The 22,765-nt window shown below is 64.4% G+C and carries 20 protein-coding genes; 19 read left to right on the top strand and 1 reads right to left on the bottom strand.

Annotated elements, in window-relative coordinates:
* Nucleotides 1–44: 44 nt before the first annotated feature.
* From K5R33_RS00630 to K5R33_RS00540, 19 genes are all read left to right on the top strand, one after another.
* On the top strand, nt 45–1,091 hold the full coding sequence (locus K5R33_RS00630; RefSeq protein WP_220747039.1) for a TRAP transporter substrate-binding protein: 1,047 nt from the start codon (nt 45–47) through the stop codon (nt 1,089–1,091).
* A 172-nt stretch (nt 1,092–1,263) separates the two neighbouring features.
* On the top strand, nt 1,264–2,121 hold the full coding sequence (locus K5R33_RS00625) for a TRAP transporter small permease subunit (protein WP_308442977.1): 858 nt from the start codon (nt 1,264–1,266) through the stop codon (nt 2,119–2,121).
* Nucleotides 2,121–3,569 carry a TRAP transporter large permease gene (locus tag K5R33_RS00620; protein ID WP_220747038.1) on the top strand — a complete coding sequence of 483 codons (1,449 nt, stop codon included), beginning with the start codon at nt 2,121–2,123 and terminating at the stop codon, nt 3,567–3,569. Before K5R33_RS00625 ends, K5R33_RS00620 begins: the two co-directional genes overlap by 1 nt.
* A gap of 116 nt (nt 3,570–3,685) precedes the next feature.
* Nucleotides 3,686–4,261: a copper chaperone PCu(A)C gene (locus tag K5R33_RS00615; protein WP_220747037.1), complete on the top strand. Its 576-nt coding sequence runs from the start codon at nt 3,686–3,688 to the stop codon at nt 4,259–4,261.
* Nucleotides 4,262–4,265: 4 nt separating this feature from the next.
* On the top strand, nt 4,266–4,859 hold the full coding sequence (locus tag K5R33_RS00610) for an SCO family protein (protein WP_220747036.1): 594 nt from the start codon (nt 4,266–4,268) through the stop codon (nt 4,857–4,859).
* Between the two features lie 296 nt (nt 4,860–5,155).
* Complete coding sequence (locus K5R33_RS00605; protein ID WP_220747035.1) at nt 5,156–6,325, top strand: peptidoglycan glycosyltransferase FtsW; 1,170 nt, start codon at nt 5,156–5,158, stop codon at nt 6,323–6,325.
* Nucleotides 6,322–7,413, top strand: a complete 1,092-nt coding sequence (gene murG / locus K5R33_RS00600) for an undecaprenyldiphospho-muramoylpentapeptide beta-N-acetylglucosaminyltransferase (RefSeq protein ID WP_220747034.1) — start codon at nt 6,322–6,324, stop codon at nt 7,411–7,413. Before K5R33_RS00605 ends, murG begins: the two co-directional genes overlap by 4 nt.
* Entirely contained in the window at nt 7,410–8,810 is a 1,401-nt protein-coding gene (gene murC, locus K5R33_RS00595; RefSeq protein ID WP_220747033.1) for a UDP-N-acetylmuramate--L-alanine ligase, read from the top strand. Before murG ends, murC begins: the two co-directional genes overlap by 4 nt.
* Before the next feature lie 64 nt (nt 8,811–8,874).
* The gene (locus K5R33_RS00590) at nt 8,875–9,135 is read left to right on the top strand and encodes a DUF2484 family protein (protein WP_220747032.1); all 261 of its coding nucleotides are present in this window, start codon (nt 8,875–8,877) and stop codon (nt 9,133–9,135) included.
* Between the two features lie 102 nt (nt 9,136–9,237).
* Nucleotides 9,238–10,647 (top strand): hypothetical protein, encoded by a 1,410-nt coding sequence (locus K5R33_RS00585; protein WP_220747031.1) that lies wholly within the window; start codon nt 9,238–9,240, stop codon nt 10,645–10,647.
* A 257-nt stretch (nt 10,648–10,904) separates the two neighbouring features.
* Nucleotides 10,905–11,852, top strand: coding sequence for a UDP-N-acetylmuramate dehydrogenase (murB, locus tag K5R33_RS00580; protein ID WP_220747030.1), 948 nt, complete (start codon nt 10,905–10,907; stop codon nt 11,850–11,852).
* Between the two features lie 96 nt (nt 11,853–11,948).
* On the top strand, nt 11,949–12,863 hold the full coding sequence (locus K5R33_RS00575; RefSeq protein WP_220747029.1) for a D-alanine--D-alanine ligase: 915 nt from the start codon (nt 11,949–11,951) through the stop codon (nt 12,861–12,863).
* Entirely contained in the window at nt 12,851–13,753 is a 903-nt protein-coding gene (locus K5R33_RS00570) for a cell division protein FtsQ/DivIB (protein ID WP_220747028.1), read from the top strand. The genes K5R33_RS00575 and K5R33_RS00570 overlap by 13 nt, the downstream gene beginning before the upstream one ends.
* A complete protein-coding gene (ftsA, locus tag K5R33_RS00565) occupies nt 13,750–15,078 on the top strand; it encodes a cell division protein FtsA (protein ID WP_220747027.1) in 1,329 nt (442 codons plus the stop codon). Before K5R33_RS00570 ends, ftsA begins: the two co-directional genes overlap by 4 nt.
* Before the next feature lie 130 nt (nt 15,079–15,208).
* Complete coding sequence (gene ftsZ / locus K5R33_RS00560) at nt 15,209–16,855, top strand: cell division protein FtsZ (protein WP_220747026.1); 1,647 nt, start codon at nt 15,209–15,211, stop codon at nt 16,853–16,855.
* 401 nt (nt 16,856–17,256) lie between these two features.
* Nucleotides 17,257–18,171, top strand: coding sequence for a UDP-3-O-acyl-N-acetylglucosamine deacetylase (lpxC, locus tag K5R33_RS00555; RefSeq protein WP_220747025.1), 915 nt, complete (start codon nt 17,257–17,259; stop codon nt 18,169–18,171).
* A gap of 92 nt (nt 18,172–18,263) precedes the next feature.
* Nucleotides 18,264–19,103, top strand: coding sequence for an outer membrane protein assembly factor BamD (locus tag K5R33_RS00550; RefSeq protein WP_220747024.1), 840 nt, complete (start codon nt 18,264–18,266; stop codon nt 19,101–19,103).
* A 77-nt stretch (nt 19,104–19,180) separates the two neighbouring features.
* The gene (gene recN / locus K5R33_RS00545; protein ID WP_220747023.1) at nt 19,181–20,833 is read left to right on the top strand and encodes a DNA repair protein RecN; all 1,653 of its coding nucleotides are present in this window, start codon (nt 19,181–19,183) and stop codon (nt 20,831–20,833) included.
* 9 nt (nt 20,834–20,842) lie between these two features.
* Nucleotides 20,843–21,274: a potassium channel family protein gene (locus K5R33_RS00540; RefSeq protein ID WP_220747022.1), complete on the top strand. Its 432-nt coding sequence runs from the start codon at nt 20,843–20,845 to the stop codon at nt 21,272–21,274.
* A 29-nt stretch (nt 21,275–21,303) separates the two neighbouring features.
* Here the strand turns inward: K5R33_RS00540 and mgtE are convergent, their stop codons facing one another.
* A complete protein-coding gene (gene mgtE / locus K5R33_RS00535) occupies nt 21,304–22,695 on the bottom strand; it encodes a magnesium transporter (protein ID WP_220747021.1) in 1,392 nt (463 codons plus the stop codon).
* Nucleotides 22,696–22,765: the final 70 nt, after the last annotated feature.

The following is a 22,765-nucleotide window of genomic DNA, read 5'->3' as shown; positions in this document are numbered from 1 at the left end:
CCAACGCTCGCCAATCAAAGGTTCATATAGGGAGGAACCGTTCCATGAAACTCAAAGCCATCGCGCTGGCCTCGGCCGCCGCGCTCACCACCACCGGTGCCCAGTCGCAGGAAGTCATCGAGATGACCTCGTCCTTCGGGCAAAACCTGCCGATCCTCGGCACCGCCGCCGTGGACTTCGTGTCGAAGATTAACTCGATTTCCGAAGACGTCGAGTTCGAGCATTTCGATCCCGGCGAGTTGGTCCCCACGCTGGAAGCGCTGGATGCCGTCTCCAATGGCTCCGTGGATGCGTCCTACGCGACCGCTGGGTACTGGCAGGGTAAGATCACGGCCGCCTCGCTGTTCGCCGCTGTGCCCTTCGGTCCCGAAGCGGGCGAATTCCTCGGCTGGATGCTCTATGACGACGGCGCCGAGTTGTTCCAGCGCATGTACGACGAGAACGGCTACAACGTTCACGTCCTGCCCTGCGGGATCATCGCACCCGAAACATCCGGCTGGTTCAAGAACGAGATCAACGGCCTGGAAGACCTGGAAGGTCTGAACATGCGCTTCTTCGGCCTGGGCGCCGAAGTGATGCAGCGCCTGGGTGTGTCGACCTCGCTGCTGGCGGCTGGCGACATCTTCCCGGCGCTGGAGCGTGGCGCCATCGACGCGACCGAGTTCTCGATGCCCCGCATCGACGCGCGCCTGGGCTTCCACCAGATCGCGAAGTACAACTACTTCCCCGGCTGGCACCAGCCCGCGACCATGTTTGAACTGCTGATCAACAAGGACCGCTGGGACGATCTGGACGAGCGCGCCCAAGAGCAGATCGAGGTTGCTTGCTTGGCCAACATCACGACCAACTTCGCCGAGGGTGAGGCCACGAACTTCGCGGCCATGGTTGAGAACAGCGAGCAGAACGGCGTGACCATCAAGCAGTGGTCCCCCGAGATTCTGGCCACGTTTGAAGAGACCTGGAACGAGGTTGCCGCCGAGCTGGCCGCCGAGGACGAGTTCTTCGCCGAGGTCTGGGCCGATCTGCAAGAGTATCGCGCAGGCTATAAGACCTGGGGCAACTCGATCTATCTGCCGCGTCCGCGCAACTGATCTCGGATGCGATGTGTGACGGCGCGGGCCAACCCGTCGTCACCCACGCGATCTGACATCGAATGACCAATCGAAGCACCGCTGCGGCGGTGCTTCGCCCAGATGGGCACCGCGGGGCGGGGCGTCGGCACCGACCGATGGATCTCCGTCCAAACCGCAAGGGGGACACCACGTGAGCCAGATCAGTCACAGCGAACTCTCCGAGGAGGTCGAAGGGCAGGGCGCCGCCGCTGCCGTCGCCATCTCGGACCCGGGCGAGGTCGGGCGCGAGCAGCACAACAGCGGGGACCGGTTTATCGTCAAGGTCTCCAACGTGTTTGCTTGGCTGTTCCCCATTCTGATGATCGCCATCTGCCTTCAGGTGTTTCTGCGCAATGGCGGTCGCATGGGTATCGGGCCCGGAAACCTGGCGTGGCTCGACGATCTGCAATGGTGGATTTACGGCGCGGCTGTCCTGATCGGTGTGGCCTATGCAGTCACCACCAACAGCCACGTCCGCGTCGATATCTTTTACGACAATTACAAGTCCGAGAAGCAACGCAAGATCGACATCTTCGCGCTGACCTGGCTGTTCCTGCCGTTCCTCATCATGTGCTGGGACGTGACGCTGGATTACGCTTTGTCGTCGGTCCGCGCGGGCGAAGGCTCAGACAGCCCCAACGGCCTGCACCGTCTCTACTTGCTGAAGATCTTCATGAACCTGTCGTTCATCTTCATGGCCGCCGCGACCTGGTTTGCCTATGTCCGGGCCCTGTCGCAGATCACGACGCCCCTGTGGTGGAAGAAGCTGTTGTTCGCCTTCCCGTCCACCTGGTTCGCGATCCAACTGGCTGTCTGGTATGTCGGCGTGGGTCTGACCATCGCCTTCACCGAGGCCAGCACCACGCGCGAAGCCACGCGCACCTGGTTTTACGACGAAATTGAACTGCTGCCCGGCCAGGACGCCAAGATCACCGTCATGGTCGCCCTTGTCCTGACGCTGGCACTCATCGGGCTGCTCTATGCCCGCCGGGATCGGAGCGCCGACTAATGGGACTACTTTCTGCAATCGGTCAGGTGATGACCCTGAACGAACTCGCCGTGCTGGTGATGTTCCTGACCTTCATTTGGATGCTGTTCCGCGGCATTCCGGTGGCCATGGCTCTGGTGGGTGTTGCCTTGGTCTTCGCCCTGCTCGGGGAGATTTTCCTCGATCCCTATCGCCGTGCCTTTGAGGACGTGATCGAGTTCGACCGTATCGGGATCGAATACCGCAAATTCCTGGCCGTCTCTGGCCGGATCTTCGGCAACGTGGTCAAGAACCCGGTCCTCGTGGCGCTGCCGATGTTTATTTACATGGGCCTGATGCTGGACCAATCGGGTGTGGCGCAGCGTATGATGATGTCGATGCAGACCCTGTTCCGGGGCCTGCGCGGCGGGCTCGCACTGACCGTCCTGCTGATCGGGATCATCCTGGCGGCCTCGACTGGTGTTATCGGTGCGTCTGTCACGCTGCTGGGCGTGATGGCCCTGCCTCAGATGATGGGACAAAAGTACTCCAAGGAGATCTCGACCGGCACCATCGCCGCCGCAGGGACGCTGGGCATCCTGATCCCGCCCTCGATCATGCTGGTGATTATGTCGGACCAGTTGGCGATTTCCCTGGGCGATCTGTTCATGGGGGCGCTGTTCCCTGGCCTGATCCTGGGCGGTCTCTATATCGGGTTCATCGTGATCTACGGTCTCATTCGGCCCGACTCCATGCCGGCGCCGCCGAATGCAGGCAACGTGGGCTGGGACGCGGTCAAAGAGGTTCTGATCGCGGTCGTTCCGCCGCTCCTCCTGATCCTGCTGGTGCTCGGCTCCATCTTTGCGGGTATCGCCACGCCGACCGAAGCCTCTGGCCTCGGCGCCCTGGGCGCGACGTTGCTGGCGTTGGTGAACCGCAAACTGAACTGGAAAGTCTTCAAGGAGGTCGCCCGTTCGACCCTGAACACCTCTGGCTACATTGTCGGGATTTTCCTGGCGGCGAACTTCTTCGCCTATGTTCTGCGAGCCTATGGCGGCGATGAGATCGTCGAGAGCCATGTTCTCGGGATCTTCGAGAACCCCTACATGGTGGTCCTCTTCATCCTTTTCATCGTCTTCCTCTTGGGCTTCCTGTTGGATTGGATCGAGATCACGATCATCATCATGCCGCTCATGCTGCCGATTGTGCAGGGCCTCGCGCTGTCGGTGCCAGGGTTCGATGTGGTGCGGGACCCACAGGTCGTTTGGTTCGCCATTCTTGTGGCGGTGACCCTCCAGACCTCGTTCCTGACGCCGCCCGTGGGGTTCGCCCTGTTCTACCTCAAGGGCGTGTGCCCGCCCGGTGTGACCTTGGCGCATATCTATCGCGGCGTGATCCCCTTCGTGCTGCTGCAGTTGACGGGCCTGTTCATCGTCTTCTTCTTCCCGGCGCTGACGACCTGGCTGCCCTCGGTCGCCTACGGCAACTGACCGCCTGTTCTGCAACCTTCCAGCGCTGGAAGGTTGCGACCCGGTGACGCAATTGGCATCCGCTCAGGCGGGTGCCATTTGCCATTTAACGACACGACCTTTGCCGGAGAGATCCCATGCGCAATTTCCTAGCTGTGACAGCTGTCACTGTGTTCACGACCGCCACGCTGACTGCCGCGCTTTGGGCCGACACGGTCGATGGGCTGAGCGTGTCCCAGCCCATGTTGCGCGCCACCGCTCCGGGGGCGCCTGTGGCGGGCGGCTACCTCGTCATCACGAACCCGACGGAAGCCGATGATCTCTTGGTCGCGGCGACCATCGACCTGGACACCGTGGGCCGGGTGGAACTCCATGAGATGACGATGGCCGATGGCGTCATGATGATGTCAGAGGTCGAGGGCGGGATCCCTGTCCCAGCCGGGGAGACGGTCGTGCTGCAACCGGGCGGCTTGCACCTGATGCTCATGGGGCTCACCGGGCCTTTGGAGGCGGGGGCCACGCACGAGGTGACACTGACCTTCGAACAGGCGGGCGAGATGTCGGTGACCGCCCCCGTCGCCACGCTGGGCGATATTCGCGCGGCCTTTGAGGGAATGGGCGGCATGGACGCCGGTCATGGGCACGGCGACCATGGTCACGGCCATGGTCACAAGCACGAGCACAGTGGGCACGGCAAGCACGAGGGGCATTGAATCAATGGCACGCAGGGCTTTGACACTCGCCTTTGGCCTTGGGGTTGCCATCGTCGCCCTGGGAGCCGGGTTCACGGTCCGTCAGGTGATGGACAATCGCACGCCAGCCGTTGTCGGCACGCAGTTGGGGGAGCCGTTCAGTCTGACCGACCATAACGGCCAAACGATCACAGAAGCGGCCTTCACCGGCCGTCCCTCCCTTCTGTTTTTCGGCTTCACCCATTGCCCAGAAATCTGTCCCACAACCGTCTACGACATGGAAACCTGGCTGGCGGAGATGGACGTTGGCCCGGAGGAGATCGGCGGCTACTTCGTGACCATCGACCCCGAGCGGGACACGCCCGAGTTTCTCAAGGCCTATCTCGAAGGGCAGACCGATCGCGTCATCGGGATCACCGGTGAGCCGGACGCCGTCCGGGACATGGCACGCTCCTGGCGGGTCTACTTCCAGCGCCGGGAATTGGGCGATGGCGATTACACCATGGATCACTATGCCTCGGTTTTCGTCTTGAACGCCGCCGGGGAGGTCGTGGATCTGATCCCCTATGCCTCCGACCCGGACGAGGCCAAGGCCAAGATCCGCGCTGTGCTCGGCTAACATCGCCAAGCGCTTTCCCGGCGCGACCATATCCCCACCACACGTCTCCGCCCCTCACCCCGACCCTAAGCATCGTCTGACGAACCCACCCACGGCTTCGATGTTCCCAAAATATGCCGGGGGGTGGCCGCAGGCCAGGGGGCAGAGCCCCCCTTTGCTCGTCGCCAAAGGCGGCGCAACACCTCTGGCACGGCGAACCGACCGACAGGGCGTCGGAAAGGCTGGCGTGATTTCGGACCTTGCGCTAGACTTTCGGCCAGACCCGGAGAACCGGGCAGGCAGATGCAGGCAGACCTATGACAGAGATCGCGCATGGCTCGGTCGTCGTCCTTCCGGGCGAGGCCATCCTATCCCGTTGGTGGCGGACGTTGGACAAGGTGGTGCTGTTCGCCGTTGTCCTGTTGTTCGCCTTCGGCCTTTTGCTTGGGCTTGCGGCCTCCGTTCCGCTGGCGGAGCGCAATGGCCTGGCCCCGTTTCACTACGTCCAACGCCAGGCCGTGTTCGGCAGCATGGCCTTCGGCGTGATGCTGGTCGTCTCGATGATGTCACCCCAAGTGGTGCGCCGGCTGGGGGTTTTGGGCTTCGCCCTGGCCGCCGTGGCGCTGATGCTGCTTCCGGTGCTGGGCACGGACTTCGGCAAGGGCGCGACGCGCTGGTATTCGCTCGGCTTTGCGTCCCTGCAACCGTCCGAGTTTCTGAAGCCCGTCTTCATCATCACCACGGCCTGGCTGATGGCCGCCGCCGCAGAGCCCCACGGACCGCCCGGAAAATCCATCAGCTTTGGCCTCTTGGGCGTCATCATCGGCTTCCTGGCCATGCAGCCGGATTTCGGTCAGGCGATGCTGACCATTGTCGCTTGGTCGTCGGTGTATTTCGTCGCAGGCGCACCGATCATCCTGCTGACCGGGGTTGTGGCCTGCGTCGGCTTGGTCGGGGTCGTAGCCTATAACAACTCGGAGCACTTCGCGCGGCGGATCGACGGGTTCCTCTCGGCGGACGTCGATCCACGCACGCAGATGGGCTATGCCATTGATGCCATCCGAGAGGGCGGGTTCTTCGGCACAGGCGTCAACGAAGGCCGCGTGAAATGGACCTTGCCGGACGCCCACACGGACTTCATCATTGCTGTCGCAGCTGAGGAATACGGGATGATCATGGTGCTTTGCATCGTGACGCTGTTCGCGGTCATCACCTTCCGATCGCTGATGCGTCTCTGCGTGGAGCGGGACGTGTTCATCCGTTTGGCGGGGACCGGCCTCACGGTGCTGTTGGCGTCCCAAGCCTTCATCAACCTCGGCGTTGCCGTGCGCCTGTTGCCAGCGAAAGGCATGACCCTGCCATTCGTCAGCTATGGCGGGTCTTCGCTCATCGCGATGGGGCTCTTGATGGGATGCCTGCTGTGCTTTACCCGCCAGCGACCACAGGCCGAAATCGGCGACCACCTTCTGTCGAATGGGTTTAGATGACCGCACCCCTGATCGTCATCGCCGCGGGCGGCACCGGCGGCCATATGTTTCCGGCGCAAAGCTTGGCCGAGGAAATGCTGGCGCGCGGTTGGCGCGTGAAGCTGTCGACCGATGACCGAGGTGCGCGCTATGCGGGTGGATTTCCCGAAGACGTCGACATCGAAGTCGTCCCCGCCGCCACCTTCGCGCGCGGGGGGCTGGCGGCCAAGGCGATGGTGCCGGTCAAGCTATCGGGCGGTGTCTTTCGCGCCCTGAAGGCGTTTCGCGCAGACCGTCCGACGCTGGTGGCGGGGTTCGGTGGCTATCCGTCGATCCCGGCCTTGGCGGCTGCTGTGCTGCTCAAGCTGCCGCGCATCATTCACGAACAGAACGGTGTGCCAGGGCGCGTGAACGAGGTCTTCGCGACCCGCGTCGATGCCTTTGCCTGCGGAACCTGGCCCACGACCTTGCCCAAGGGGATCGAGGGCGCACACACCGGCAACCCCGTGCGGGCGTCGGTCATGGCGCGCGCTGCCGCGCCCTATATCGCGCCGGGCGATTACCCCATGTCGGTGCTTGTCATCGGTGGGAGCCAGGGCGCACGGATCCTGTCCGATGTGGTGCCCGAAGCCCTGTCGCGCCTGCCCAACGCCATTCGCGGCCAACTCCGCATTGCGCACCAGGCTCGACCCGAAGACCACGAGCGGGTCACTGCCGCCTATGACGCGGCAGGCATGGTGGCGGAGGTGCAGCCCTTCTTCGCCGATGTGCCAACGCGCATGGCGGATGCGCAACTGGTCATCAGTCGCTCGGGCGCCTCCACGGTTGCTGACCTATCGGTCATAGGGCGGCCCGCGATCCTCATCCCCTATGCTATAGCCGCAGGCGACCACCAGACCGCGAATGCCCGGGGTCTGACCGAAGCAGGGGCGGCGATCATGCTGCCCGAAAGCAAGCTGACGCCCGAGACGCTGGCCGAACAAGCCACGCTGATCCTGTCCAACCCAGACGGCGCCAGCCGCATGGCCCGCGCCGCCCTATCCGTGGCCGTGCCCGATGCGGCCACGCGCCTTGCCGACCTCGTCCAATACGTGAGCCAGACCCGATGAACGCCACAAAACTGCCCCAACAGATGGGGCCCATCCATTTCGTCGGTATTGGCGGCATCGGCATGTCCGGCATTGCCGAGGTGCTGATTTCCCACGGCTATACGGTCCAGGGGTCCGATGCGAAGACCTCCAAGATTACCGACCGGTTGGCGTCCTTGGGCGCAAAGATCTTCGAGGGGCAGCGCGCCGAAAACCTGGAGGAGGCAGAGGTCGTCGTGATCTCCTCCGCCATCAAACCCGGCAACCCGGAGCTGGACACCGCCCGCGCCAAGGGCCTGCCGGTGGTGCGCCGGGCCGAAATGCTGGCGGAGCTGATGCGCCTCAAGTCCAACGTGGCCGTCGCCGGAACCCACGGAAAGACGACGACCACGACGATGGTGGCCGCGCTGCTGGATGCGGGCAAACTGGACCCGACGGTTATCAATGGCGGCATCATCCACGCCTATGGCTCCAACGCGCGGATGGGCAACGGTGAATGGATGGTGGTGGAGGCCGACGAGAGCGACGGCACCTTCAATCGCCTGCCCGCCACGGTTGCCATCGTGACCAATATCGACCCCGAACACATGGAGCATTGGCACACCATCGAGAACCTGCGGCGCGGCTTCGATGACTTCATCTCTAACATTCCCTTCTATGGGCTTGCCATCTGCTGCACCGACCACCCCGAGGTGCGCGCCCTGGTGGGGCGTGTGACGGATCGCCGGATCGTGACCTTCGGGTTTAATGCCCAGGCGGATGTGCGCGCCTTGAACCTGCGTTACGAGGCCGGGGTCGCCCATTTCGACATCGCGCTCCAAGGGGAGGGAGAGGTGATCGAGGGCTGTCGCCTGCCGATGCCCGGCGATCACAACGTCTCCAACGCGCTCTCCGCCGTGGCCGTTGCCCGCGAATTGGGCGTGCCCAAGGACGTGATCCGCGACGGACTGGGTGCCTTTGGTGGCGTGAACCGGCGCTTTACCAAGGTGGGCGAATGGAACGGGGTGCCGATCATCGACGACTACGGCCACCACCCGGTTGAGATCGCCGCCGTGCTCAAGGCCGCGCGGCAGAGCATCGGGGACACGGGCCGCGTTATCGCCGTGCATCAACCCCACCGCTATTCGCGCCTGTCCAGTCTGTTCGAAGATTTCTGCGGCTGTTTCAACGATGCGGATGTGGTTGGCATCGCCGAGGTCTTCGCGGCGGGTGAGGACCCCATCGAGGGCGCGGGCCGCGATGATCTGGTCGCCGGTCTGATCCGCTTCGGCCACCGCCACGCGCGCGCTGTCACCGATGAGGCCGATCTGGTCCGTCTGGTGCGGGAACAAGCGCGGGAGGGCGATATTGTCGTCTGCCTGGGCGCGGGCACGATTTCGGCCTGGGCCAACGGGCTGCCCGCGAACCTGGCCGGGTGAGCGGACGCGTGGCTCCTGGGGCTGACCTGCTGGCCAATCGCGCGCACGGCGGGGCAGGGGCCTGATGGCGCTGATCGCGCTCTGCCTGTGGGTCGTGGTGGCCTGGGTCGCCATGGTGACGCTGACGTCCAAGCAAAGCTGGCCTGCCGCTTACGTGTTGATCGCCTTGGGCGTGCCGCTGGTCGTCTGGCTCGCCTGGTCCATGGGCTGGGTCTGGGCTGCGGTCGGAGCGCTCACCATGGGCGCCGTCCTTCGCTGGCCCCTCCGCTACGCCTGGCGCTGGCTGCGAGAGGCGGTGGAGACCTCCCGCCGGGCCGGTCGCTGAGCCGCCGCGCGGACTGTCATCCTCGGACGTGATCCGAGGATCTCCGGGGTTGAGGGAGCAATCCCCTTGCCAACGTGTTCGCCCGCCGGGATGGTGACGCGGATGGTTGACCCGGCGAATATAAAGACTTCCGATGATTTGAAGGACTGGCTCCTCTCCCTCCCGCGCGACACGCCGGAGGAGGAGGCGCGCGCCCGTCAAATCGCGATTACCATTGCTTACCGAGCGGCGGCGCGTGTTTTTCCAATCGCAGCTGCGCGGCTTCCAACCGAAATGAAGGGGCGGGACAACCGTGATTTGACATCGCTCTCTTTGTATCGTGCGCTCGCAATATCATCGGTTGCCGCTATTGTTCCAACCGATGATATTGGCGCCGCCACCGCCGCCGCCACCGCCACCGCCACCGCCGCCGCCGCCGCCACCGCCACCGCCGCCACCGCCGCCGCCGCCACCGCCACCGCCGCCGCCCGCGTCCTCACCTTCGCCGCCGCCGCCGCCACCGCCACCGCCACCGCCGCCGCCCGCGTCCTCACCTTCGCCGCCGACGCCGCCTCCGCCGCCGACGCACGCTCTGTCGAAGACGGCAGAGATCTCAGGGAGCAGCCTCTTTGGCTCGTGGAGGCCCCATCGTGGGTCGACTCAGACTGGCAGCGCGCTAAGACACACCTGGCAGAGGCCCCCGACGATTGGACCCCGGTCATCGAATGGTATGAGCATCTCCTGGACCCTGAGGGCCAGGCCCTCAACCTCGACATGATGACCGAAATCGCGCTGATCGATCCTGAGATATGGGATGCGGGTCCCTCCAAAGCGCTGCCTGTCATTGGGGAGATTTGGCGGCGGTATCGGGCTGGCTCGCCATCAGAGGATCATGATCTTTTCGATTTGACGCGCGCAACGCTTTATCGGTTCACGCTTGATCAAGTTGCACGTCTCATGCGGGCAGTGCAGCCGCCAGAGGACTGGAAGCGGTTAGAGGATCCAGACGCCTTGGCGCGGCTGCTCGCGGACGTTGACGACTTGATCGAAGATGTTGACCTTGTTTGCCTATCGTTGGAGCGCGAAGGCACGGCCTTGCAGGGTGGCGGAACGGCGCGGACCTACTTGGAAAGCATCCGTGATGAATTAAGCCGGGCAGAGGAACGACGCGTTCTCCGCGTAAGCAAGTTCATCGAGTGGGTACGCTTGCTGGATGGCCAGGTTCGGCGGGAGGAGGTCCGTTCTGAGTTTGGCGCCGTGGCCGATCCATTCGCCTCGGTCGTAGACGGCTTGGGCGCTTTGATACGCGAACATTTCGCGCATGTGCTGCTGCGGCTGTCTGATCTGCGCGGACTGGATGTCGAGGAGGAAGAGAGCCACCGCGCCGTCCTTCAGACCATTCGTCAGGCTCTGTCGCTAGCAGCTGAAGGGGATGGGGAGGCCTGGCGTCCCTTGGCGCCTGAGGATGTTGCCGTCTTTGAGGACATGATCGAAAGCGTGGACCGCATGATCCGAGACATGGACCGGGCGTAAGACGAGGGCGAGCGGTCGTCGCTCCGACGTGAGGTCAATTTCCAGCTAGCGAAACTGGTCGTGTCGCTGCGTATGTTTGCGTTCGACACTCACAATGCCGGAAAGGCGGGCGCGGCTGCGTCTGACGCCGTTCTCAAGATTGATAAGCGTGTAGTGGGATTGGGGGCATTGGCGCGACGGTTGCTGGAGTCCCTAACGAATGGTGGTGGCTGAGCCAAGGCCTTGCCCCCGCCCGTCCGCCCGCCTATCCCACCCCCATGACCTACCCCCCAACCCGAGGCACACTGACCCCGAACCGGCCCCTGTCGGACCTCACATGGCTGCGCGTGGGCGGGCCGGCGGAGGCTCTGTTTCAGCCAGCGGATCGGGAGGACTTGGCGGCGTTCCTGGGCGCTTTGGACCCGAGCATCCCCGTGTTCCCCATGGGGGTTGGCTCGAACCTAATCGTGCGGGACGGGGGCCTCCGGGCGGTCGTCGTGCGGCTGGGGCGTGGGTTCAACGGAATTGAGATTGACGGAGACCGGGTCCACGCGGGGGCGGCCGCGCTCGATGCCCACGTGGCGCGCCGCGCGGCCCAGGCGGGGCGGGATCTGACGTTCCTGCGGACGATCCCCGGCTCCATCGGCGGTGCCGTCGCGATGAACGCGGGCTGCTACGGAAGTTATGTCGCCGACCATCTGATTGAGGTCGAGGCTGTCTTGCGCGACGGGACCGTGACGGTGATCCCGGCGTCCGATTTGCGTCTGGCCTACCGCAGTAGCGACCTGCCCGAGGGGGCCGTCATCACGCGCGCCACCTTCCGCGCAGAGGCTGGGGACCCCGCTGCCCTCGAAGAGCGCATGGCCGCGCAGCTGGCCAAACGCGATGAGACCCAGCCCACTAAGGATCGCAGCGCAGGCAGCACGTTTCGTAACCCGGCGGGGTATAGCTCCACCGGGAAGGCCGATGACGTCCATGATCTGAAGGCCTGGAAGGTGATCGACGACGCAGGCATGCGCGGTGCCACTCGCGGCGGCGCTATTATGTCGCCCAAACATTCCAACTTTCTGGTCAACCAAGGCGGCGCCACGGCGGCTGATCTTGAGGGATTGGGAGAAGAGGTGCGGAAAAGGGTATACGACGCCAGCGGAATATCGCTAGAATGGGAAATACGCCGGGTCGGAGAACCCGGACCGTCGGACAGGACCCCGACGACGACTCCGTAAGGCCCGTCAGAGGCCGCTCCGACATAGGGGGCGCGGATCAAAGATAACAAGCCGAGGCGTGGCAAGCGACCCGGCGAGAGGCGCAGGATTTTGGGTATGTCGAGCGGGGCACCCACACATGTCGTCGTCCTGATGGGCGGCCAATCGTCGGAGCGGGATGTGTCGCTCTCGACCGGGCGCGGTTGTGCCCATGTCTTGCGGGGCGAGGGCTACCGCGTGACCGAGGTCGACGCTGGCCCGGATCTGGTCGCCGACCTGCGGCGGTTTGATCCCGACGTGGTTTTCAACGCGCTCCATGGGCGTTGGGGCGAGGATGGATGCGTTCAGGGTCTGCTGGAATGGCTGCGGATCCCGTACACCCATTCGGGGGTCATGGCTTCATCCACGGCAATGGACAAAGCCCGGTCTAAGGCCGTTTTTGCGGTTGCGGGCCTGCCTGTTGTGGCGAGCGAAATTGTCCCGAAGGACACGGCGATGGCCGGGCATGTCCTGCCGCCGCCCTATGTCATCAAACCCAACAACGAAGGCTCCTCCGTCGGGATCTATATTGTGGAGGCCGGGGCGAACCGGCCGCCGCAACTGGCCGAGACGATGCCAGACCATGTGATGGTCGAAACCTATGCTCCGGGGCGGGAGCTGACCTGTACCGTGCTGGGCGACGCGCCCCTGACGGTGACCGAGATCGTCACCGATGGATGGTACGATTACGAGGCCAAGTACGCCGAAGGCGGATCTTCCCACGTGGTGCCAGCGCAGATCCCAGCACCGATCTTCGCGGCATGTCAGGCCTATGCCCTGCGGGCCCACCATGCGCTTGGCTGCCGGTCCATCAGTCGAACCGACTTCCGCTGGGACGAAAGCCGTGGTCTCGACGGGCTGATCCTGCTGGAAACGAATACTCAGCCGGGGATGACGCCGACCTCTTTGACGCCAGAGCAGGCGGCCCATGCGGGTCTGACGTTTGGGCAACTCTGCGCCCACTTGGTGGAGGATGCCTCATGCGACCGGTGAAGGCAGACCGGCGCGCGCGCCCGACCCATGATCCGGCGCCGTCCAAATGGGATTACCGGCTCCAACGGCTGTGGCTCACGCCTTTGTTTCGGGCGCTGGTTCGGATTGGCGTTCCGTCGTTCTGTTCGGTGTTTCTGATCACGTGGTATTTGAACGACGACGCGCGTCAGACGGCGCTCGTGGACAGTTGGAACGAGATGGTTCGCGCCATCCAGGACCGCCCCGAGTTCATGGTCTCTTTGATGCGGATCGAGGGCGCCTCGGATCAACTTCGCGAAGACATTCAGGAGGCCTTGCCGGTCGACCTGCCGCTGTCCCAATTCGTGCTCGACCTTGAAGCCCTTCGTCTGAAGCTGGAGGAGTTGGACCCGGTGGAACGGGCCGAAGTGCGCATCCGGTCGGGCGGGGTTCTGTTGTTGCGGATCACGGAACGGGAACCGGCTGTGGCCTGGGTCTCGGACGATGGGATCATGGTTCTGGATGCCACCGGACACCACGTCGCCCGCCTGGAGGACATCACAACCATCGGTGCGCTGCCGCTGATTTCGGGCGAGGGCGCCGACCGTCACGTCCAGGAGGCGCTGCGCTTGATCGAGGCCGCTGGCCCCGTTGTGGACCGTCTGGTCGGCCTGACGCGGGTGGGGGATCGGCGGTGGGATGTGAACCTCACCGATGGCCAGAGGATCCTATTGCCCGAGGAAGGCCCCGCCGCTGCCCTTGACCGCGCGCTGGCCCTCCATGCCGCGAAAGACGTCCTCAGCCGGGATGTTTTGACCGTGGATCTCCGCCTCGGCGACCGGCCCACCCTGCGCCTGTCCCAGGACGCCCGCAAAGAATTGAAACGCCTCCAGGATCTGGAGCGCTTGAGCTATTCCAAGGAGGACGAATGAGCCGCTTGTTCCACGCCCAACGCGCCATGCGCCGCAAACGCCAGGCTGCCCTACAACGGGGTGTCATCGCGATCTTGGATGTGGGCAGTCACAAGACAGCCTGTCTCGTTCTGCGGTTTGAGGAAAACACCCCCCAGGGCGAAGGCGTTGGCCATATGGCGGGGCAGTCGAACTTCCGCGTGATTGGGGCGACGACGACCCGGTCGCGGGGCATCCATATGGGCGAAGTGGACAGTATGCCCGAGACGGAGCGCGCCATCCGCACCGCCGTTCAAGGCGCGCAAAAGATGGCGGGCGTGCGGGTGGATCATGTGATCGCCTGTTTCTCTGGAGGGCGCCCGGGTAGCTTTGGGTTGGCCGGTGAGGTGATGCTGGAAACCGGTCCCTGTTCCGTCCAAGACGTGGGCCGCGTTTTGGCCTCGGTCGATACGCCAGACATCGGGGCCGGGCGCGAGGTGCTGCATGCGCAGCCCGTGAACTTTGGAATCGACCACCGCACCACGCTCCGCGACCCGCGTGGCCAGACCGGAGAGATGCTGCGCGCCGATATGCACCTACTGTCGGTGGATGCCCATGTGGTCGAGGCACTGCTGTCTTGCGTGCACAACTGCGACCTGGAATTGGCTGGTCTCGCCTCGGCCCCCTATGCGGCGGCCACCTCGGCCTTGGTCGAGGATGAGAAGGAGTTGGGCGCCGCTTGCGTGGATATGGGCGGCGGTACGACGGGGATCTCGATCTTCATGCGCAAGCATATGGTCTATGCGGACACCGTGCGCATGGGCGGCGACCATGTCACCAGCGACATCAGCCAGGGCCTGCGCATCCCGGCTCAAATGGCTGAGATGATCAAAACCCGTTACGGCGGCGTTGTGGCCACCGGCATGGACGACCGCGAACAAATCGCCTTGGAGGCGGACACGGGCGATTGGCACCACGACCGCCGTTCGGTCACGCGGACGGAATTGATCGGGATCATCCGCCCCCGCGTCGAAGAAATCCTGGAAGAGGTGCGCGCGCGCCTGGATGCCGCGGGCTTCGGCGACCTGCCGTCCCAGCGGATCGTTCTGACCGGAGGCGCCAGCCAGATCCCAGGCCTCGACGGGCTGGCGGCGCGGATCCTGGGCAACCAAGTGCGCCTGGGCCGTCCGCTGCGGGTGCAAGGCTTGCCGGAGGCGGCGAAGGGTCCGGCCTTTGCGGCCTGTGTCGGGCTATGCATGCAGGGCGCTGAACCGCAGGACGAATTCTGGGACTTCGACGCCATGCCGCAACGCAGCACAGGCGCCCCCTTCCGCCGCGCGGTGCGCTGGTTTCGGGACAATTGGTGAAGCGATTCGATTTTGGGGTGACGGACGGGCCGCAAGTCGTTAAACTGGGGCGAAATTAAGGCAGCCGCAGAGCTGTTTGACCAAAAACCAAGGGCCTCAGGCAGGGCCGAAGACACAGGTGGACGAGCAGATGACATTGAACCTCACCATGCCCGGCGGCGGCGCCGAACCCGATTTGCGTCCGCGCATCACCGTCTTCGGTGTTGGCGGTGCAGGCGGAAACGCAGTCAACAACATGATCCAGAAGGATCTGGAAGGCGTTGAGTTCGTGGTTGCGAACACAGACGCCCAGGCCCTGGCCCAGAACCAATCGCAGCAGCGCATTCAGTTGGGTGTGCGCGTCACCGAAGGGCTGGGCGCCGGTGCGCGGCCCTCGGTTGGGGCGTCTGCGGCGGAAGAAACGATCGAAGAGATCGTCGACCGTCTGGCCGGTGCGCATATGTGCTTCATCACTGCTGGCATGGGCGGCGGCACCGGTACGGGTGCTGCGCCGATCATCGCACAAGCCGCGCGGGAGCTTGGCATTCTGACCGTTGGTGTCGTGACCAAGCCGTTCCAGTTCGAAGGCTCCAAGCGGATGCGCCAGGCCGAGGAGGGCGTCGAAGCCCTCCAGAAGGTCGTGGATACGCTCATCATCATCCCGAACCAGAACCTGTTCCGGTTGGCGAATGAAAAGACGACCTTTACCGAGGCGTTCAGCCTGGCCGACGACGTTCTGTACCAGGGCGTGAAGGGTGTGACCGACCTGATGGTCCGGCCCGGTATGATTAACCTGGACTTTGCCGACGTCCGCTCCGTCATGGACGAGATGGGCAAAGCCATGATGGGGACGGGCGAAGGCCTGGGTGAAGAGCGCGCCGTGGAGGCCGCCGAAAAGGCCATCGCCAACCCGCTGCTGGATGAGTTGTCGTTGAAGGGCGCCAAGGGCGTGCTGATCAACATCACCGGTGGCTATGATCTGACCCTGTTCGAAATGGACGAGGCTGCGAACCGCATTCGCCAAGAGGTGGACGAGGACGCCAACATCATCGTCGGCTCCACGCTGGACCCCGCGATGGAAGGCACCATGCGCGTGTCGGTGGTCGCCACCGGCATCGACGCCTCGGCCAGCCAGGAAATGCCCGTGCCGCGCCGCCGCTTGTCGGAGGTGTCCGCCCCGGTCGAGACTCAGAACGCCGTGGCCGCTGCCCGCAAGCCGGAACCCGTTGCGGCGCCCGTCACAGCACGCGCACCCGCTCCGGCCCAGGATGTGGCACCGGAACCAGCGCCGGTCCCTAAAGTGGAAGAGCCAAGCGAGCCCAGCTTTTTCGACGCCGCGACCGTGGCCGCCGCTGAAGAAGAAGCCGTGATTGACGATTTCTTTGGCCATCGGGAGCCGCCGGCCCCCGCTGCCGTCGAAGAGGCGCCGCAACAGACGTATGCCCCCGCCGCCGCCCAAGCGCCTTTGGTCGCTGCGGAGCCGGCCCAGGCGGCGTTCACCGCGCCGCGTCCCTGCAGTGCGCCGTCGCCCGAAGCCATGGAGCGGTTGCGTAACGCCGTGAAGCGTGGCGAAGGTCGTGCGACCCCCGCGGCTCCAGCACCCCGCGCCCCTGCGGCGAACCCCGAGCAATCGGCGCGCTTCGGGATCGGGTCGTTGATCAATCGCATGACCGGCTCTGCTGATGCGGGCGCAGGGGAGCCTGTGCCCCCAACGGCTGCCCCCGCCCCGGCCCCCCAGGCGGAAGGTGAGGAAGAGCGGATCGAGATCCCCGCATTCCTGCGCCGTCAGGCCAACTGAGCGGGCTAGGGTTCTATAGAAAAGACGACGGCGTCCTTCGGGGCGCCGTTTTTTTGTGCCGCTCCGGAGGCTGTGCGTCCGACCCGGATGGGCGGTCTTCGACGATCCGGCGGGAGACAGCCCGGTCCGCAGCCGCTGTAGGCGGTCCCGCCAGAGGCCGTGACGTTGCGGCATCATAACGTCCCGCCTGCTCCGACACGGAATTCGCCAGTTTCAGCCGACCTCAAGTCACTGTAATCGCGGGCCTATATTGCTGGCGTTAAGGAATCGGCAACTATCCGCCGATGGGTAAATGCTCCTATTTCAAGGCGTAACGAGGGTTGAATTGTGTCGCCCGGGGCCCCCGCGTATCTGACAATCGAGCGGGTGTCTCTCACGCCCGATGAACCGAATGGGCCGCCATGCAAACGACCGTCAAATCCGTGATCCGTCTGTCCGGCGTGGGCCTCCACTCCGGCGCGGCTGCCCGTGTGTCGATCCACCCAGCTGGTGCCCACCACGGGATCTGGTTCCGGCGCACGGACGTCGCGCGGGACGGTATGATCGCGGCGCGCCACTCTGCTGTGCAGGCCTCGCCTTTGTGTACCTTGCTGGTGAATGAGGCCGGTGTCTCCGTCTCGACGGTGGAGCATATCATGGCCGCCCTGGCGGGGTGCGGGATCCTGAACGCGATGGTCGAGGTGGATGGGCCAGAGGTGCCGATCCTCGACGGCTCCGCCGCTGATTTCGTGCGTGCGATCCTGGCGGTTGGTGTCCGGCGTTTGGATGCGCCTGTTCACGCCATTGAGGTGCTGCGGCGCGTATCGGTCCAAGACGGCGACCGCTTTGCGACCTTGGAACCCGCGCGGGAATTGGAGATCGACTTCGCCATCGACTTTGCCGACGCGGCCATCGGTCAGCAACGCAAGGTTCTGCGCCTATCCAACGGGACCTTTGTGCGGGAACTCTGTGACAGCCGCACCTTCTGTCGTCAGCAAGACGTGGACGCCATGCATGCCGCCGGAAAGGCCCTTGGCGGATCCTTGTTGAATGCCGTCGTGGTGGATGGCGCGCGGGTGGTTAACCCCGAAGGCCTTCGCCATGCCGATGAGGCCGTGCGCCATAAGATGCTCGACGCGCTGGGCGATCTCGCCCTCGCCGGGGCGCCGATCCTGGGGCGCTACACCGGACTTCGATCGGGCCATGCGATGACCAACCGGTTGCTGCACGCCCTGTTCGCCGACCCGCTTGCCTATCGTGTGCGGACGCTGACGGCGGCGGAATGCCACCTGCTGCCGGGGGCTGGGCTGGAAGAAGACGTCTTCGCCCACCTGTGACGCCGCCGGTGTTCGTGGTGCTTCACACCCCCGGAGCCTCTGACTATAAGGAGGCAATCGCCCGCAAGGCGCACGGGGCAGGGAAGGTTCGCATGACAGTTGGAATGGGGCACCGGTTGCGCAAACCGTTGGGCGTGTTGGGACTTGTGGCGGCGCTGTCCGCATGCGGCGGCGCCGATGAGGTGCCACTTGAAGACACTGCCCCTGAGACGATTTTCCAGAGGGCAGAGCAGGAACTGGAAAGCGGCGATGCCGAAGACGCCGCGCAGCTCTTCGCGGAGATTGAGCGCCTCTATCCGTTTTCAGAATGGGCCCGCCGTGGCCTGATCATGCAGGCGTTCGCCTATCACAAAGACCGCGACTACGAGAACGCGCGCGCATCGGCCCAGCGATTCATTGACTTTTATCCGGCGGATCAGGACGCGGCCTATGCCCAGTATCTCCTCGCGCTCAGCTATTACGATCAGATCGACCAGGTTGGCCGGGACCAGGGCCTAACCTTTCAAGCCCTGCAGGCGCTGCGGGTGGTCATCGAACGCTACCCCGAAAGTGAATACGCTAGGTCGTCGATCCTGAAGTTCGATTTGGCCTTTGACCACCTAGCGGCCAAAGAGATGGAAATCGGGCGGTACTACCTGAAGCGGGCCCATTACCCGGCCGCGATCAACCGGTTCCGTGCTGTGGTTGAGGAATTCCAGACCACGACTCACACGCCCGAGGCCTTGATGCGTCTGGTGGAGGCCTATCTGGCCCTAGGACTGACCGAGGAAGCGCAGACGGCCGGGGCGATCTTGGGTTACAACTTTCAGTCGTCGCCCTTCTACGATGATGCCTTCCGTCAGTTGACCGGTCAGGGCCTTTCGGCGGAGGCTGCGGGGACGGGCTGGCTGCGGTCAATCTATGATCGCACGGTCCGGGGGCGTTGGCTGTAGGGTCGCGGTCGCGCGCCTTGGCGCGTGGAACAGGGCAACGGGCGGCGGGGTGACCCCCGTCCTGCGGGGGTCTGGGGATGCTGAGAACGCTCGACATTCGAGACATGCTGATCATTGACCGCCTCTCGTTGGAGTTCGGTGGCGGTCTCAACGTGCTGACGGGGGAAACCGGCGCGGGCAAGTCGATCCTGCTTGATTCCCTAGGCTTTGTCCTTGGGTGGCGCGGCAGGGCGGAATTGGTCCGCCAAGGCGCCAAACAGGGCGAGGTGACGGCCGTTTTCGACCTGCCCGAGGGGCATGGCGCGCGGGACGTTCTGGCAAATTACGACATCTTCCTGGAGGACGACGAAGTCATCTTGCGCCGGGTCAACACCCGCGATGGGCGCAAAACCGCCTGGGTTAACGGAACCCGCGTCACGGGGGAGGTTCTGCGTGCCCTGTCCGATACGCTGCTGGAATTACACGGACAACACGACGACCGGGGGCTGTTGGACGTGCGGGGGCACCGGCGCCTGCTCGATGCCTTTGCCGGTGCCGATACGGCGCCTGTCCGCGCGGCTTGGGGGACGCTGGCCAAGGCGCAGAAGGCCCTTGAGGCCGCAGAGGCCCGCGCCGAAGAGGCCCGTGCAGAGGAAGATTTCCTACGCTTTGCGGTTGAGGAACTGGACAAGCTGGGTCCAGAGGCAGGCGAGGACGAAGCGCTGGATACGCGTCGCCGTTTGATGCAATCGGCGGAAAAGATCCGCGATGATGTCTCTCGCGCGTTTGAGGCCATTGGTCCGAACGGGGCCGAAGGACAGATGTTGGATGCGACCCGATGGTTGGATGGCGCGGCGGGTCAGGCCGGTGATGCCTTGGCCCCGGCCTTGGACGCCCTGAGCCGCGCCCTGGTCGAGCTGGGCGACGCCCAGCAGGGGGTGGAGACCTGCCTGGACGCGCTTACCTTCGACGCGCGCGAGTTGGAGGAGACCGAGGAACGGCTCTTTGCCCTACGCGCCGCCGCACGCAAACATGGGATCACGCCCGATGAGCTGCCCGCGTTTGCCGAAGACTTGCGGGGACGTCTGTCGTTGCTCGATGCCTCCGAAGGGGGCCTTGCCGATCTGCGGATCGCGGTCGAGGCCGCGCGGGCCGACTACGACGCGGCGGCCTCTGCACTGACGGCCCTGCGCAGCGACGCCGCCGAGCGGTTGGACAGGGCCATGTCGGCAGAGCTAGCCCCGCTGAGGATGGATCGGGCGACCTTCACCACAACCTTGGCCGCCACGGCACCAGGCCCGGAGGGTGTGGACGAAGTCGCCTTTGAGGTCGCGACCAACCCTGGCGCGCCATCGGGTCCGTTGAATAAGATTGCCTCCGGCGGCGAGTTGAGCCGTTTCCTGCTGGCGCTGAAGGTCTGCCTGACCGGGGGCGACCGCTCCATGACCTTGATCTTTGACGAGATCGACCGCGGTGTGGGCGGGGCCACGGCGGATGCGGTCGGACGGCGCCTGAAAGCCTTGGCGGAGGGCGGACAGGTCTTGGTGGTCACGCACTCGCCCCAGGTAGCCGCACTGGGCGCGCACCATTGGCGCGTGGAAAAGCGCGTGGAGCAGGAGGTGACCACATCGACCGTCGTGCCAGTGGCCGAAGCGGGACGTGTGGACGAAATCGCCCGCATGTTGGCAGGGGACACCATCACCGATGCGGCGCGCGGGGCGGCGCAAGCGCTGCTCGATGCGGCCGCCTGAGCGGGGCGCGTGGTCCAACAACTGGTCATCGGCAGCTTACTTATTGTGGTAACGGCCCTGGTTACGGCCCCGGGCTGGTGGGCATTAGAGGCGGTGCTGGGCAAGCTGCGCCCTCGGATTGCACGCAGACCCCACGGTCCGAAATTGACGCTCACCCTGGCTTTGGCGATGCTCTGGTCGCTGGCCATGGTCACGGTGGCGGTCTGGATCTGGGCCTTTGCCTTCTGGTGGCTGGGGACTTTCGAGACTTTCGAAGCTTCGGTCTATTTTGCGCTGGTGGTCTTTACAACGCTCGGGTTCGGCGACGTGCTGATGGTTCCGGAATGGCGCTTACTCGGCGGACTGGCAGCGGCGAACGGACTGCTGCTCTTCGGTTTGCTGACCGCCATGCTGGTCGAAACGCTCAGCACGACGCGCGTGCATCAACGCGAGGGAGATTGACCCGCCCTAGGACAACCGGGCTGAGCCTATCAAAGCAGCCAAAGCGCCGCGAGCCCCAGAAAGGCAAAGAAGCCGACCACATCGGTCACCGTGGTCACAAAGGCACCAGAGGCCAGGGCAGGGTCCACACCGACCTTTTCTAGGATCACCGGGATGCCGACACCTGCCAGGCCAGCCACGATCAGGTTAATGACCATCGCCACGGCGATCACCACACCGAGCATCGGCGAGCCGAACCAGACGACGCCGACGATCCCCATGATGACCGCAAAGGCCGCACCGTTGATGGCGCCCGCGGCCACCTCACGTCGAATAACGCGCCAGACGTTTGCCCCGGTCAGGTCGCGGGTTGCCAGCGCGCGCACGGCCACCGTGAGGGACTGCGTGCCCGCATTTCCCCCCATGGAGGCGACGATCGGCATCAGAACCGCCAGGGCCACGATTTGTGTGATCACAGCGTCGAATTGCGCGATCACCAGCGAGGCCAGGATCGACGTCACAAGGTTGACCGCCAACCAGGGAAAGCGCCGCCGGACCACATCCCGGGTCCGGTTCGAAATCGCTTCATCTGCGTCAACACCGGCCAGGCGCAGAATGTCCTCCTCCGCCTCTTCATCCAAGATACGGATGGCGTCGTCGATTGTGATCACACCCATGAGGCGGTCGTCCGCATCCACCACCGGGGCCGAAATCAGGTGGTACTGATTGAAGGCATAGGCCACGTCTTCCTCGGGGTCGGTGACGTCAAACGTGCGGAAGCTGTCTTCTTCGATATCGCTGAGCGCCGTATCCCGGGGCGCGCCGAGGATTTTTCCCAGGGTCACATATCCCACGGGCCGCATCCTCGGGTCCGTCAAGATGACGTGGTAGAAGTGTTCGGGCAGGTCCGTGGCATTCCGCAGAAAGTCGATGGCTTGGCCCACGCTCCAGAAAGAGGGGGCAACAACCACCTCTCGTTGCATGAGGCGGCCGGCGGAATACTCGGGATAGGACAAGGCCGTTTCCACGGCCACGCGGTCCACGTCGTCCAGGGCCCCAAGGATGGCGTCGGCCTGGTCTTCGTCGTCTAGGTTTTCCACAAGATCGACGACGTCGTCGGTGTCCAGCTCCCGAACCGCTTCGGCAACGTCCTCGGCGGGCAACGCGTCGAGCACCTCTTCACGCAGCGACTCGTCCAACTCCGACAGGATTTCCCCGTCGATCTGTCCTTGCCACAGCTCGATGAGAGAAGCGCGTTCTAGCTCGGTGATCTGCTCCAAAAGGTCCGCGATGTCAGCGCCGTGCAAGGGCTCCAACAGATCGTCCAAGGCCATGCGGTCACGGTTAGACAGGGCCTCACGAACAGACCGCAGACGGGCGTCGTCCAGGTCGATCTCTTCGTCGAGGGGATCAGGCGATGGGGCGGTCTGGTCCTGGGTCATCGCTGGGGTCCCCCTTGATCGTCTTGGTTGTGCGATACAGCCTCGCCGCCCCGAGAGATAGGGGGCGTTT

The organism is Jannaschia pagri, from assembly GCF_019655435.1.
GTDB lineage: Bacteria > Pseudomonadota > Alphaproteobacteria > Rhodobacterales > Rhodobacteraceae > Jannaschia > Jannaschia pagri.
Note: the sequence above shows the minus strand (reverse complement) of the source record. Positions and strands in the feature narration are given on the sequence as shown.